Below are 13361 nucleotides of genomic sequence, written 5' to 3'. Positions count from 1 at the left end.
AACCGCACCATGAAAAGAAAAATCGTTCTGGCAATGATGGCCGGCGTGCTGATCACGCAAGCAGGCTGTACGACGCAGGTCCGCTCGCTGCCGATGCCCCCCTCGGCGCAGACGCAAAGCGCGAAGGACGTCACGTTGTATTTCGGCGATCAGAAGCACGCGAACGTCAAGACGATGCTCGGCAAGAAGGAAGTGGCGGTGCGCGTGGCCCGCACGATGGACGGTCAGGATGCGACCTGCAATATCGCGTTCGCGAAGGCGCTCGATCAGTTGCGCGACTATGCCCGCGAGCAGCACGCGGATGCCGTCATCAACGTCAGGACGCGCTTCCAGCACACGGAGACCACGTCGGGGACCGAGTTCATCTGCGGATCGAGCAACAACGGCTCGACGCTCGCCGTGCGCGGCGATGTCGTGAAGCTGGACGTCGAATAAGCGATCAACCACGAACTCGGGGAAAACATGAAGCGTCTTTTCATTTATGCGGCAGCCGTCGCAATGCTGTTCTCGTCGCAAGCGTTCGCACGCAATACGATCCGGTTCTATCCCGTGGCGTCCGCGCTGGTCAGCGAACCCGACAAGGTCGACAAGGACATTCCGCTGTATTTCGCGGGGCAAACGCATCCGGCGGTCGTGAAATCGCTCGGCGTGTTCGCGACCAACAAGAAGACCAACGCGTTCGGCAAGAGCGACGAGGACGCGTGCAAGCACGTGTTTCTTTCGGCTGTGATCGAGTTGCAGGAGCGTGCACGCAAGGAAGGCGGCGACGCGGTCATCAACATCAAGAGCAACTACGAGAACGTGGAGCGCGAGAGCGCAACCGAGTTCACGTGCGGCGCGGGCGCTGTGATCGCGGGCGTCGCGTTGAAAGGGGAAGTGGTCAAGCTGAAGAACTGAGGCCGAAACTGAAAGCGGCGCGCGCGCTGATGCATGCGCCGCTTCTTGGTCAAGCTTTTCGTCAGGATGCTTTTCTTGCGACCACGTTGACGAGCGTTTCGCGTCGCTTGCCGGGCTTCGGCGTGTAAAGGCCGATGCGCTCCAGCAGCCCGAAATCCTTCGCACGGCTCCACCACAGATAAGGCAGCGACACGTGGTGCGGCCCGAAGCTGAAACCGCCGTTGCGGATCATGTCGAGATAGCCGTCGGCGCTCTTTTGTACCTGCATCGGATGACGAAACAGCAGACGGATGACCCAAGACTTGATATACGCATCCGTCGATTCGGCGAACATCAGCACACCGCCCGGTTTGAGCACGCGGCGGAATTCGGCGAGCGCGCGTTCCTGTTCGACGAGGTGATGAAACGTCTGGTGACAGAAGACGATATCGGCGCTTGCGTCCTGAAGCGGCAGATTCGCGCAGTCGCCGTGATGCAGTTCGATTTCAGTTGCGGCGGTATCGGCGCGTTGCCGGCACGCTTGCGCGGATTGCGCCGCAAGCGAGAGCGACGGCTCATGGAAATCGATACCGACGATGCGCTGCGGCTTGAACGCTTGCGCAAGCAGACGGAACGAGAGGCCCTGTCCGCAGCCGACATCGACGATGACGGGTGCCGCGGGCATCGGAAAGTCGATGAGGCGTTCGAGGTCGTTGATGGCGACACGCAGCACATGATGTTCCCACGTATGCGTGCGCAGGAACCAGATGCCGAAAGACGTTTCGGGAACGAACGGCACATTGGATGTTTCGGTCAACTGCACGATTGAATCCGGTAAAGAAGTGTTTTGATGTTATTGATGCATGGTCCGCGTGTGATTGTAATCGCTGATGCGCGGTGCATGTGTCGTGTTTGCAATTGTTGCTGCGTGCAACGAAGGGATGTAGAGAATGAACAAAGAAGATTCGATGAACGCCGAAGTCGATGTCGCCATCATCGGCGCAGGACCGTCGGGCGCGGTGGCTGCCGCGCTGTTGCGAAAAGCCGGGCGCTCGGTGCTCGTGCTCGAACGCCAGCATTTCCCGCGCTTTTCCATCGGCGAAAGTCTGTTGCCGCAAAGCATGGCGTATCTCGAAGAGGCGGGCATGTTGCGCGCGGTCGTCGAAGCGGGCTTTCAGTACAAGAACGGCGCGCAGTTCGTGTATCGCGATCAGGCCTCGGCTTACGACTTCCGCGACAAGCATTCGAAGGGATGGGGCACGACGTATCAGGTCGAGCGCGCCGTGTTCGACGATCTGTTGATCCGCTGCGCGATGGAGCAGGGCGCCGACGTACGCTTCGGTCACACCGTGCTCGCCATGAAAACGGGCGATGCGCCCGTGCTCGATGTCATCGACGAAGCCGGCACGCAGTATCAGGTGCATGCGCGCTTCGTGCTCGACGCGAGCGGCTTCGGCCGTGTGCTGCCGCGCCTCCTGAATCTCGAAGCGCCGACACGCCTCGCCACGCGCGCCGCCATCTTCACGCATGTGCGCGACGGCATTCCCGTCGAGGCGCATGATCGCAACAAGATCACGGTAGCCGTGCATCCCGAGCATCGCGACGTGTGGTACTGGATGATTCCACTCGCAAATGGCCGATCCTCCGTGGGATGCGTGGCCGAAGCGGCGTTTCTCGATGTCGATGAAGCCGAGCGCGAAGAGAAGTTGCGTACGCTGATCCAAAGCGAACCGACGCTGAACCGCTTGATCGGCAATGCGCCGTTCCTGATGCCCGTGCGGCATATCGGCGGTTATTCCGCGAACGTGGAGAAGCTGCATGGCGCGGGCTACGCGCTGCTCGGCAATGCGGGCGAATTCCTGGACCCCGTGTTCTCGTCGGGCGTGACCATTGCATTGCGTTCCGCGCATCTCGCGGTTCAGACGCTGGAACGTCAGTTGAATGGCGAAGTCATCGACTGGCACGCGCACTACGACGCGCCCTTGCGCAAGGGCATCGACACGTTCCGCGCGTTCGTCGAACGCTGGTATTCGGGCAAGCTGCAGGACATCATCTTCACGCCCGATCAGACGCCGGCGATTCGTCGCCTGGTCTGCGCGGTGCTCGCGGGTTATGCCTGGGACGAAACGAATCCGTATGTCGCGGATGCCGCGCGTCGGCTCGATACGCTGCATGAAGCGTGCATGCTGCGAGACTGACGAAAGCCGAGCTGCTGCTCAAATTCCTGAACTCTCCGGCCCGCTTCAGGGCCGGATTTATCGCCATATCAGGGTAAACAGCAGGGTCACGATTAAATCTTTGAGATAGTTGGCATACGGAGTATATTCGAACCCAGGGTTGATCGAGACCATCTGGAGGAAGACGTCATGCAGTTTCATCTGAACGGTTTTCGCACGGACGATCCGATGATCGAACCGGCAATCGACGGCGCGCCGCACATCGAGATGCCCGATGCAGTGGATGTGCTCATCGTCGGAAGCGGGCCGGCGGGGCTCGTGCTCGCGGCGCAGTTGTCGCAGTTTCCGTCGATCACCACGCGTATCGTCGAACGTCGCGCGGGCCCGTTGCTGATGGGACAGGCCGATGGCGTCGCTTGCCGAACGGTTGAAATGTTCAACGCGTTCGGTCTCAGCGAACGCATGCTGCGTGAAGCGTATTGGGTCAACGAGACCGTGTTCTGGAGACCGAGTGCAGATGACCGTGGCGCGATCCGGCGTACCGGACGCGTTCAGGACACCGAAGCAGGTCTGTCCGAATTTCCGCATGTGATCGTGAACCAGGCGCGCGTGCAGGAATATCTGCTCGACTTGATGCGCCGGTCCGCAAGACGCCTCGAACCCGATTACGGCCTCGAATTAGCCGACATGAAGCGCGACGACACGGACGAATATCCCGTGTATGTCACGTTGCGTCGCACGGACGAAGCGCGGCTCGGCGAAGAGGTCACCGTGCGCGCCCGTTACGTGGTGGGTTGCGACGGCGCGCGAAGCCGCGTGCGGGCGGCCATCGGCCAGACGTTGAAGGGCGATGCCGCGAACCACGCGTGGGGCGTGATGGATGCGCTCGCCGTGACCGACTTTCCGGACATTCGCCTGAAGGCGGCGATCCAGTCCGCGACCAAGGGCAACCTGCTCATCATTCCGCGTGAAGGCGGCTATCTCGTGCGCTTTTACGTCGATCTCGGCGAGATCACGCCGGAGAATCGCGACGGCATCAAGCAGACTCGGGTCGAGCGGATCATCGAGACTGCGCGAAGCATTCTGCAGCCGTATACGCTCGACGTGAAAGAGGTCGCGTGGTTCTCGGTGTATGAAGTGGGGCAGCGCCTCACCGAACGTTTCGACGACGCCATCACGGAGCACGGCGCGCGCGAGCCGCGCGTGTTCATCGCGGGCGATGCGTGTCATACGCACAGCGCGAAGGCCGGTCAGGGCATGAACGTATCGATGCAGGACGGCTTCAATCTCGGCTGGAAGCTCGGCGCGGTGCTGCGGGGGCGCAGCGACGCGAGCCTGTTGCGCACGTATTCCGACGAGCGGCAGCCGGTCGCGCAAGAACTGATCGACTTCGACAAGGAATGGTCCGCGATGATGGCCGCGCCGCCGAAAGATCCGGCGCGCCCCGAAGCGGGCGGCGTCGATCCGGCGGAACTGCAGGCGTATTTCGTTCGCGCGGGCCGGTACACGGCGGGCGTGGCCACGCGTTATCGGCCTGGCGCGCTGACGGGCGAAGCCACGCATCAATCGCTCGCAAGCGGCTTCGAGATCGGCACGCGCTTTCACTCATCGCCCGTTATCCGCATTGCCGATGCCAGGCCGATGCATCTCGGTCACGTCGCGCGCGCGGACGGCCGCTGGCGCCTGTACGCGTTCTCCGACGCCAGCGGCAAGGCGCTCGATGCGCTGTGCGATCATCTCGCCGCGTCGCCGGAATCGATCATGCGTCGCGTGACGCCGCACGACGCCGATGCGGACAGCGTCATCGATTTGCGCGCCGTGGTGCAGACGCCGCATCGTGATGTGCGGCTGGAAGATCTGCACGCGGCGTTGCTGCCGCGCAAGGGGCGTTACGGCTTGATCGACTACGAGAAGGCGTTTTCGAGCGACGCATCGTCTGATATCTTCGATGAGCGCGGTATCGACCGCGAGCGCGGTGCGCTGGTCGTCGTTCGTCCGGACCAGTACGTCGCGCATGTGCTTCCGCTCGACGCCTTCGCCGAATTGAATGCGTTCCTGCGGCCCGCTTTCCGAACTCATTCCACTTGCGGAACCGCCAGATAGTGCCGGCCAAAATCGACCATCCCGACGAGCTTTCAAAATTCACCGGCAGCCTCGTGCGCCGCGCGCAGCAGCGCCATCTGGCTGTGTGGCAAAGCGAGGTGTCCACGGAGATCACGAGCGTACAGTATGCGGCGCTCGAGATTCTGCATCGGACGCCGGGCGTCAATCAGCGTCAGCTCGGCGACGAACTCGACGTGGACCGGTCGACCATCGCCGATCTCGTCGCGCGGATGGTTCGCAACGAACTCATCGAACGCTCCGACGATCCTGTCGACAAGCGCAGCTACGTGCTGTTTCTGACGCCGGCGGGCAAGAAGCAGCTTTCGGCGTTGCGTCCGCGCGTGGAGCAGGTGGAGCGCATTCTCACGGCGAAGCTGACGCCGGCCGAGGGTAGGGAATTGCGGCGGCTGTTGTCGGCGCTTTTGCCGGCTGCGGAGTAGCGCGAAGCGGCGGCTCGCCATCGCGACGACGACAAGATGAATACGAAAGCTCGTCGCAACTGAGCCGTAAGAGATATGACATCTCATGATAATCGAAGCAATCGGCGGTCTAGCCGATGAAAGAAAACGGTTACCTAACGACGCAACCGTACGGGTAATCGCCTAGTTTCGCGGCACGCATAGTATGTCATCGTACGACTATCCGAACACGACGATGGCAAAGCAACGGCCATCGCTTTTCCCGAAGATAACCATGAAGAAGATCGCCCTGAGCGGCGCCGGAGGGCAGCTTGGCTGCGTCGTCCGCGCCGCGTTCATCGAACGTGGCATCCCGTTACGTTCAGCCGCGGGCTCCCGCGCGCTCACGCCGCTCGTCGAAGGTGAAGACGTCATGCACGGCGATCTTCGCGATCCCGCCGTGGTGGACCGCCTGCTCGACGGCGTCGATGTGCTGATCCACTTCGCCGGCACGAGCGTCGAGCGTCCGTTGCCCGAAATCATCGAGAACAACTTGCGCGGCCTCGTGGAAGTGTACGAAGGCGCGCGCCGCCACGGCGTGAAGCGCATCGTGTTCGCAAGCTCCAATCACGCGATCGGCATGTATCCGGTGACCGAGCGCCTCGGCCTCGATTGCGAACTGCGCCCGGACGGCTTCTATGGCCTGAGCAAGGTGTGGGGCGAGTCGCTCGCGCGCATGTACTGGGACAAGCACGGCATCGAAAGCGTATGCGTGCGGATCGGCAGTTGCCTCGAGCGGCCGACCGAGCCGCGGCATCTGAGCACGTGGTTCGGTCATCGCGATCTGATGCATTTCCTCGACCGCTGCATCGAAACGGAGGACATCGGCTTTCTGACCGTGTGGGGCGTGTCCGCGAACACGCGCAGCTGGTGGGACAACAGCGGCGCGGCGCGCCTCGGTTATGAGCCGATGCAGAACGCCGAGGACTACGCCGACGAGATTCTCGCGCGTCCGAATCCGCTCGATGCGCTCGGTCAGCGCTTCCAGGGCGGCAGCTTCGTCGGCATCGACTATTCACGTAACGATACGACCGCGAGCGGCGAGTCCGCTTCGCCGGCAGCACAGTCCTGACCGGTCAGGGTCGGGAGGAGACTTCACATGAAAATCAAAGGCATTCGCTGGTGGATGGTCAGCCTCGTCGCGGCTGGCCTCATCATCAACTATCTGGCTCGCAATACGCTGTCGGTCGCGGCGCCGAGCCTCATGAAGGACCTGCACATCACCACCGAGCAATACGCGCACGTCGTGGTGGCGTGGCAGCTCTGTTATGCGTTCATGCAGCCGGTGGCGGGCTTCGTGCTCGATACCATCGGCACCAAGCTCGGCTTCGTGGCGTTCGCCCTCGCGTGGTCGCTCGCCTGCGCGGCGGCGGCGTGGTCGACGGGCTGGCGCAGCCTCGCGTTCTTCCGCGGCCTGCTCGGCGTGGCCGAGGCGGCGGGCATTCCGGCCGGCGTCAAGGCGACGAGCGAGTGGTTTCCGGCGAAAGAGCGGTCGGTGGCGATCGGCTGGTTCAACATCGGCTCGTCCATCGGCGCACTGCTCGCACCGCCGCTCGTCGTGTGGGCGCTGATGCACGGCGAATGGCAATTGGCGTTCGTGATGGTCGGCGTGGCGGGCGTGATCTGGTGCGTGCTGTGGATGGCGCTGTATCAGCATCCGCGCAAGCAAAAGATGCTGGGCGACGGCGAGCGCGACTACATCCTGAGCGGCCAGGAAGCGATCCATGCCGATGCGGGCGGCGTGAAGCGCAGCCGGCTTGCGATGCTGCGCACCCGCGACTTCTGGGCGATCGGCATTCCGCGCATTCTTTCCGAGCCGGCGTGGCAGACGTTCAATGCGTGGATTCCGCTCTATATGATGACCGAGCGTCACATGAACCTGAAGGAAGTCGCGATGTACGCATGGATGCCGTTCCTCGCGGCGGATATCGGCTGCGTGCTGGGCGGCTATCTGAGCCCGCTGTTTCACAAGTACGCGAAGGTCTCGCTGTTCACGTCGCGCAAGATGGTGTTCGTGGTGGGCGCGCTGTGCATGATCGGACCGGCGTGCGTCGGCCTCGTGGCGAGCCCTTATGCCGCGGTGGCATTGCTGTGCGTCGGCGGCTTCGCGCATCAGACCTTGTCGGGCGCGTTGTATGCGATCACATCCGACATGTTCGGCAAGAACGAAGTCGCGACCGCGACGGGCATGGGCGGCATGGCGGGTTATCTCGGCGCGGCGGCGTTCACGGCGCTGTTCGGCGTGCTGGTGACGCAGATCGGCTATAGCCCGTTGTTCGTGGTGCTGGCCGTGTTCGACATCATCGCGGCGGGCGTCGTGTGTCTGCTCGCAAGACGCGACGACAAGACCGCGCAACCGCAGTGGGTCGCAGCGGGCGCAGCGGCAAAATAACGTTGCGCCGATGCGTGACGTATCGGCCTATTGTTTCAAGCTGCCGATTCCTTTGCAGGAACGGCGGCTTTTTAATTGCGACTGTTCACTGCGGCTGAACACGCTTGTACGACCAGACGCCGCATACCGCAGCGAAGGGCATGTTTTGCTTCTATACTCGGACGCAGCATCTCATCCAAAAACGGGGTCGTCATGAAAAACAGAATCGCCATTATTGCCTTGTCGTTCATCGTGCCGGCTGCGGGCGCGTTCGCCGTGTCGCCTGCCTACGCGCAGACCAGCGCTTCCGGTGCGACTGCAACGACGCAAGCCGCGCCCATGACGAAGGAACAGAAGAAGGCGGCGCGCAAGCAGGCGCGCGCGAAGAAGAACGCCGAGCTCAAGAAGCTGGAGGATGCGGGCTACAACCCGTCGAGGGGGAACGATCCCGACTATCCGCAAAACCTGCAGAACGCGCAGAAGAAAGCAGGCATAGGGGGCAGCGCGGCGCAGTAGCGCTTCGGCCTGCTCACGCCTGCCAGCATTTCGCTGGCGGAAATGCTTGCCATGAATCGCGACGACGTGTTCTATTCATGTCATGGCGCCACGCGGCATAGGCCGCGAATGAAGGATCGCGTTCATGCGATCCGGCGAACCATCGACATCGACATGGAGACACGCAGCACATGACGGCAGGCGAAGCTGTAAGCGCATTGCGCGAAACCCTCGGCGCGGACGTGGTCGCGCTGCCCGATGAATTCGGCGACCGGCGCGTGGTCGACTGGAGCGGCTTGCCGGGCGAAGTGCCGCTCGCGGTCATTCGTCCGCGCAATACGGAAGAAGTGGCACAGGCGCTGGCCATCTGCACGCGCTATCAGCAACCCATGGTGACGCAGGGCGGGTTGACGGGCCTCGTCGGCGGGGCGAACGCGCGCGGCGGCGAAGTGGCGCTGAGTCTGGACCGCATGAACCGCATCGTCGAGATTGATGAAGTCTCGGGCACCATGACGGTCGAAGCCGGCGCGGTGCTGCAAAACGTGCAGGAAGCGGCGAGCGCGGCGGGCTTCTACTTTCCGCTCGATCTGGGCGCGCGCGGCAGTTGCACCATCGGCGGCAACCTCGCGACGAACGCGGGCGGCAATCGCGTCATCAAGTACGGCATGATGCGCGATCAGGTGCTCGGCCTCGAAGCGGTGCTCGCGAGCGGCGCGGTCGTAGGCGGCCTCTCCAAGATGATCAAGAACAACAGCGGCTACGACCTGCGCCATCTATTGATCGGCAGCGAAGGCACGCTTGCGGTCATCACGCGCGTCGTGCTGCGCCTGCGTCCGAAGCCCACGGCGACCGCGACCGCATGGTGCGGCCTGCCGGACTTCAAGGCCGTGACGACGCTGCTCACGCGCGCGCAGGCCGGACTCGCGCCGGGCGTATCGGCGTTCGAAGTCATGTGGGCCGGTTATCACGATGCCGTCCTCGGCAATCTGCCGAATCTGCGCGCGCCGCTCGGGTCGTCGCATCCGTTCTACGTGCTGCTGGAAAGCGTCGGCACCGATCCCGTTCGACACAACGAGGCGTTCGAAGAGTTCCTCGGCGCGATGCTGGAAGAGGGCGTCGTGACGGATGCGGCGATCGCGTCGTCCGAAGCGCATGCGCTCGCGTTCTGGGCCATCCGCGATGCGCCCGGCGAATATCAGCGCTTCATTCCGAACCACGCGGCTTACGATGTCAGCTTTTCCATCGCGCAGGTGGGAGATGCGGCCGCGCGTTGCGAAGCGCGGCTGCGCGAACGCTGGCCGCAAGCGCTCATTCTCATCTACGGGCATCTGGGCGATGGGAACATCCATATCGTCGTGGACGTGCCGGGGCTGGGCAAGCACGATCACGACGACATCGACCACGTGATCTACGACGTCACGCGCGAACTGAACGGTTCGATTTCGGCGGAGCACGGCATCGGCGTGAAGAAGCGGCACTTCCTCCCGCAAAGTCGCCGCGAGACCGACATCGATGCAATGCGTGCGATCAAGAGCGCACTCGATCCGCTCGGCCTGCTCAATCCCGGCAAGATCGTGTGATGCGCCTTTGACGATGCGCGCGATACGGCTGCGAAAGAAGGGCTTTCCTTAACTCGCAGTCGTCGCGCGCATCGCGCGATACTCGCGCCGCACGATGTCCATTAGTTCGGCGACCGAAGTATTCGCGCTGCGCTGTTCGTAAGTCACGCGTCCGCGCTGCATCAACATGATGCGATCCGCGATGTCGAGCGTCTGCGCGTAGTTGTGCATGATCATGATGATCGACAGGCCGCCTTTCTCTTTCAGCCGCATGACGAGATCGATGATGAGCGCTGCTTCGCGCGCGCCCATCGCGGCGAGCGGTTCGTCGAGCAGCAGGATCTTCGCGTTCGAATTGACCGCGCGCGCCACGGCGATCGCCTGACGCTGTCCGCCCGAAAGCCGTTCAACCGGCAGATCGACGGAAGGCACGTGCACGCCGATATCGTCGAGACATTGCGCCGCGCGCTCGCGCATCTGCTTGTGATCGACGAGACGCAACAGACGCGCGGGCCCGTTCCGCACGATCTCGCGGTTCAGGAACATGTTGTGATAGATCGACAGCGAGTTCGCGAGCGCGAGGTCCTGATACACGCATTCGATGCCGAGCGCGCGCGCATGATCGACGTTGCGCAGCAGCGTTTCTTCGCCGTGCACATGCAGCGTGCCGCTCGTCTGCTGATGAAAGCCCGTGAGTATCTTGACGAGCGTGGACTTGCCCGCGCCGTTGTCGCCGAGTATGCCGAGAATTTCGCCTTTGCCGAGCGTGAGCGATACGCCGTCGAGCGCGGTCACGGCGCCAAAGCGCTTGACGAGCGAATCGCCGCGTAGCGCGAGACCGGCGGGCGCGACTTGCGATGCATCCATCATCGTGCCCCTTTGCGCCGGATGCGTCCGACGTGGATATTGAAGATCATCGCGGCGAGAATCGCAGCTCCGAGAATGATGTTGAACGTGAAGGCGTTGATGCCGATGAGCGTGAAGCCGTCGCTCAGAATGCCGAGCACCGCCGCGCCCAGCAGACCGCCGACGATGGTGCCCGAGCCGCCCGTCAGAGGCGTGCCGCCGATCACCGCCGCAGCGACAGCAAGAAACATGATCTGATTGCCGCCCGCTTGAGGATCGATGGACGTGATGCGAAAGCCTTCGAGAATGCCGGTCAAACCGGCAAGCACGGCGGCCAGCACGAAGTTTCCGAGGCGCAGGCGATTCACATGAATGCCCGCTTCGCTCGCGCCGAGCGCATTCGCGCCGGCCGCTTGCGTGTGCAAGCCCCATCGCGTATGCCGCAGCAAAACATGCATGATGAACGCGAGCGCGATCGTCCAGATGATCTCGCTATAGCCCCACGAACCCATGATTGCAGCGAACTCGGGCGAGCCCGGCGTGGCGGCGGGCGTGCCGCGCGACATGGTGAGCGTGATGCCGTTGATGAGAAACAGCGTGCCGAGCGTCGTGACGAACGAGGGCAAGCGCAGAAACACGGTCACCGCGCCGTTCACGAAGCCGATGATCGCCGCGGCGATGAGTCCTGCGATGACCGCGAGCCACATCGGCGCGCCCGCTTCGTTCGCGAACACCATGATGAACGGCGCGAACGCGAACACCATGCCTGCTGAAAGATCGATGTCGCCGCCGATCATCAGCATGATCTCGCCGAACGCGATGATCGCCACCGGCGCGATGAACTGCGACAGGTTCACGAGGCTCGCGTTGGACAGCAGGAAGTCGTGATTGACGATCTGGAAATACGCGGCCAACAGGATCGCCACGAGAAAGATGCGCAACTCCGCGGCCCAGTGCGACGTCCATGCGCCGCGCGGCCGTTGAAGCCGCGCGGGCGTCTCTGTCTTGCCGGATTGATTGACCGTGTTCATTACGATTTGATGGCGCCGTGCATCGGAACGATCTGCGGCTTGGTGGTCTTGCCTTCATAGCGCGTCGAGGTGTTGAGATACGGCTCGACGGTGCTCTTCGTCACGAACTTGAGACCGGTGTTGATGTTGGCAGGCCCGACCAGTCCGCCCGACGCGAGGAAGGTGAACGCTTCCATCACCGTATAGAAGCCTTGTACATACGGCTGCTGGTCGATGGTGAAATCGAGGAATCCTTCCTGAATGAGCTGGATGGTCTGCGGCAGCAAATCGAAGCCGCCGCCATGCACGCCCTTCGACGGCAGGTTCGATTCCTTCATCACTTGCGCGACGCCCTGCGTGCTGCCGGCATCGACGGCGAACATGCCTTTGAGGTCCTGGTGGCCGAGATAGAACGCCTTGATCTTCGAGAGTTCTTCGTTGACGGTCGCGCCCGTCGCCACCGTTTGAATGTCGATCTTCTTGCCGGACTTCTTGATGGCGTCGCTCGCGCCATCGAGACGCGGCTGGATGTTGAGCTGACCCGGCGTCGCGATGAAGAGCGCGACAAGACCGCTGTCGATGAGACTCGCGATACGCTCGCCCATCTGATAGCCCGACAGATACAGGTCCTGCCCGATGTACGCGAGGCGCGGGCTCGTCTTGCCGCGCGGCGCATCGGCGTTGTAAGCGAACACGGGAATGCCCGCATCGAGCGCGGCCTGAATCGGCTTGTCGAATGCGTTCGGATCGACGATAGGCACGGCGATGGCGTCGGCTTTCGCAGCAATGGCCGAATTCACGGCGCGCACCATTTCGCCGGCATCCGATGTGGCCGATCCTGTCCACTGATAATCCATGCCGAGCAGCGAACATGCGTCCTGAATGCCGTATTGCGTCGGGACGAAGAACGGGTTCGTGGTGACGTGGTTCACGAAGACGATCTTCCAGCGCTTGTGTTGCGGGAATGCCGCTTCCGCGGCTTGCGCGCTGGAGATCAAGCCGCCCGCGCCGCCGGCCGCGCCGAGCAGCGACAGCGCGGCGCCGAGTCCCGCGCCTTGCATCAGGCCGCGCCGGCCTGCATTGACGATGCCGCTGCCGTTCGTGCTGTCCTCTTGCGAGTCGTCCCGTTTCTGCGCCATGTCTTCCTCCGGTCCTGTTCTTGGTTAGTCGTTGGTCGATCGGTCGACTCGTCGTCGATCTCTTTCGGATGCTGGCTGGTGATCGGCGCTGCTTAGCGATGGCTTGCAGCGGCTTGCATTTAGCAGGTGATGCGCGCTTGAAAGAAATAGTGTGGACGTTTAGCTAAATTCACTAAATCCCACATTTCGGATTTCGCTTCGAGGCGGCGTTCTTTTTGAATTAGGCAAACTATATGCAGGGTCTTTTCGGGTTTCGATTAGCGTTTTCCCGGTGATCGCATGGGAAATAGTCTTTCTATTTAAACGCTTGATATGGGATGGGGCGGT

Annotated in this window: 13 protein-coding genes; 9 read left to right on the top strand and 4 right to left on the bottom strand. The window is 62.5% G+C overall.

Annotated features, from left to right (window positions below):
* The first annotated feature begins 9 nt into the window (after window positions 1-9).
* Window positions 10-435 (top strand): hypothetical protein, encoded by a 426-nt coding sequence (locus AWB72_RS07725; protein WP_040049771.1) that lies wholly within the window; start codon window positions 10-12, stop codon window positions 433-435.
* 27 nt (window positions 436-462) lie between these two features.
* Window positions 463-897, top strand: coding sequence for an excinuclease ABC subunit A (locus tag AWB72_RS07720; protein WP_040049772.1), 435 nt, complete (start codon window positions 463-465; stop codon window positions 895-897).
* A 61-nt stretch (window positions 898-958) separates the two neighbouring features.
* On the opposite strand, the gene AWB72_RS07715 is transcribed toward AWB72_RS07720, so the two are convergent.
* On the bottom strand, window positions 959-1699 hold the full coding sequence (locus AWB72_RS07715; protein WP_084592790.1) for a class I SAM-dependent methyltransferase: 741 nt from the start codon (window positions 1697-1699) through the stop codon (window positions 959-961).
* 127 nt (window positions 1700-1826) lie between these two features.
* On the opposite strand from AWB72_RS07715, the gene AWB72_RS07710 reads away from it, so the two are divergent.
* The 7 genes from AWB72_RS07710 (at window position 1827) to AWB72_RS07680 (ending at window position 10060) form a co-directional block, all read left to right on the top strand.
* The gene (locus tag AWB72_RS07710) at window positions 1827-3074 is read left to right on the top strand and encodes an NAD(P)/FAD-dependent oxidoreductase (protein ID WP_040049773.1); all 1248 of its coding nucleotides are present in this window, start codon (window positions 1827-1829) and stop codon (window positions 3072-3074) included.
* A 168-nt stretch (window positions 3075-3242) separates the two neighbouring features.
* Window positions 3243-5156: an FAD-binding monooxygenase gene (locus AWB72_RS07705; RefSeq protein WP_040049774.1), complete on the top strand. Its 1914-nt coding sequence runs from the start codon at window positions 3243-3245 to the stop codon at window positions 5154-5156.
* Entirely contained in the window at window positions 5156-5596 is a 441-nt protein-coding gene (locus AWB72_RS07700) for a MarR family winged helix-turn-helix transcriptional regulator (RefSeq protein ID WP_040049775.1), read from the top strand. The genes AWB72_RS07705 and AWB72_RS07700 overlap by 1 nt, the downstream gene beginning before the upstream one ends.
* Before the next feature lie 253 nt (window positions 5597-5849).
* Window positions 5850-6686 (top strand): NAD-dependent epimerase/dehydratase family protein, encoded by an 837-nt coding sequence (locus AWB72_RS07695; RefSeq protein WP_040049901.1) that lies wholly within the window; start codon window positions 5850-5852, stop codon window positions 6684-6686.
* 27 nt (window positions 6687-6713) lie between these two features.
* A complete protein-coding gene (locus AWB72_RS07690) occupies window positions 6714-8006 on the top strand; it encodes an MFS transporter (protein ID WP_040049776.1) in 1293 nt (430 codons plus the stop codon).
* A 192-nt stretch (window positions 8007-8198) separates the two neighbouring features.
* Window positions 8199-8501: a DUF4148 domain-containing protein gene (locus AWB72_RS07685; protein ID WP_052449791.1), complete on the top strand. Its 303-nt coding sequence runs from the start codon at window positions 8199-8201 to the stop codon at window positions 8499-8501.
* A 170-nt stretch (window positions 8502-8671) separates the two neighbouring features.
* Window positions 8672-10060: an FAD-binding oxidoreductase gene (locus tag AWB72_RS07680; RefSeq protein WP_040049778.1), complete on the top strand. Its 1389-nt coding sequence runs from the start codon at window positions 8672-8674 to the stop codon at window positions 10058-10060.
* 48 nt (window positions 10061-10108) lie between these two features.
* Here AWB72_RS07680 and AWB72_RS07675 read toward each other — a convergent pair whose 3' ends face one another.
* Genes AWB72_RS07675 through AWB72_RS07665 form a run of 3 tightly spaced genes read right to left on the bottom strand, consistent with a single transcriptional unit; the run spans window position 10109 to window position 13034 of the window.
* Window positions 10109-10909: an ATP-binding cassette domain-containing protein gene (locus AWB72_RS07675; protein WP_052449792.1), complete on the bottom strand. Its 801-nt coding sequence runs from the start codon at window positions 10907-10909 to the stop codon at window positions 10109-10111.
* Entirely contained in the window at window positions 10906-11916 is a 1011-nt protein-coding gene (locus AWB72_RS07670; RefSeq protein ID WP_040049780.1) for an ABC transporter permease, read from the bottom strand. Before AWB72_RS07670 ends, AWB72_RS07675 begins: the two co-directional genes overlap by 4 nt.
* Window positions 11916-13034 carry a sugar ABC transporter substrate-binding protein gene (locus tag AWB72_RS07665; protein WP_040049781.1) on the bottom strand — a complete coding sequence of 373 codons (1119 nt, stop codon included), beginning with the start codon at window positions 13032-13034 and terminating at the stop codon, window positions 11916-11918. The genes AWB72_RS07670 and AWB72_RS07665 overlap by 1 nt, the downstream gene beginning before the upstream one ends.
* Window positions 13035-13361 lie beyond the last annotated feature (327 nt).

This window comes from Caballeronia concitans (assembly GCF_001544615.1).
Taxonomy (GTDB): Bacteria; Pseudomonadota; Gammaproteobacteria; order Burkholderiales; family Burkholderiaceae; genus Caballeronia; species Caballeronia concitans.
This window is presented reverse-complemented; position numbering and strand designations above follow the sequence as displayed.

Excerpts from the sequence above, each read along its gene's own strand:
- AWB72_RS07725 (WP_040049771.1), top strand. The coding sequence starts at position 10 with ATGAAAAGAAAAATCGTTCTGGCAATGATGGCCGGCGTGCTGATCACG.
- AWB72_RS07720 (WP_040049772.1), top strand. The coding sequence starts at position 463 with ATGAAGCGTCTTTTCATTTATGCGGCAGCCGTCGCAATGCTGTTCTCG.
- AWB72_RS07710 (WP_040049773.1), top strand. The coding sequence starts at position 1,827 with ATGAACAAAGAAGATTCGATGAACGCCGAAGTCGATGTCGCCATCATC.
- AWB72_RS07705 (WP_040049774.1), top strand. The coding sequence starts at position 3,243 with ATGCAGTTTCATCTGAACGGTTTTCGCACGGACGATCCGATGATCGAA.
- AWB72_RS07695 (WP_040049901.1), top strand. The coding sequence starts at position 5,850 with ATGAAGAAGATCGCCCTGAGCGGCGCCGGAGGGCAGCTTGGCTGCGTC.
- AWB72_RS07690 (WP_040049776.1), top strand. The coding sequence starts at position 6,714 with ATGAAAATCAAAGGCATTCGCTGGTGGATGGTCAGCCTCGTCGCGGCT.
- AWB72_RS07685 (WP_052449791.1), top strand. The coding sequence starts at position 8,199 with ATGAAAAACAGAATCGCCATTATTGCCTTGTCGTTCATCGTGCCGGCT.
- AWB72_RS07680 (WP_040049778.1), top strand. The coding sequence starts at position 8,672 with ATGACGGCAGGCGAAGCTGTAAGCGCATTGCGCGAAACCCTCGGCGCG.
- AWB72_RS07675 (WP_052449792.1), bottom strand. The coding sequence starts at position 10,909 with ATGATGGATGCATCGCAAGTCGCGCCCGCCGGTCTCGCGCTACGCGGC.
- AWB72_RS07670 (WP_040049780.1), bottom strand. The coding sequence starts at position 11,916 with ATGAACACGGTCAATCAATCCGGCAAGACAGAGACGCCCGCGCGGCTT.
- AWB72_RS07665 (WP_040049781.1), bottom strand. The coding sequence starts at position 13,034 with ATGGCGCAGAAACGGGACGACTCGCAAGAGGACAGCACGAACGGCAGC.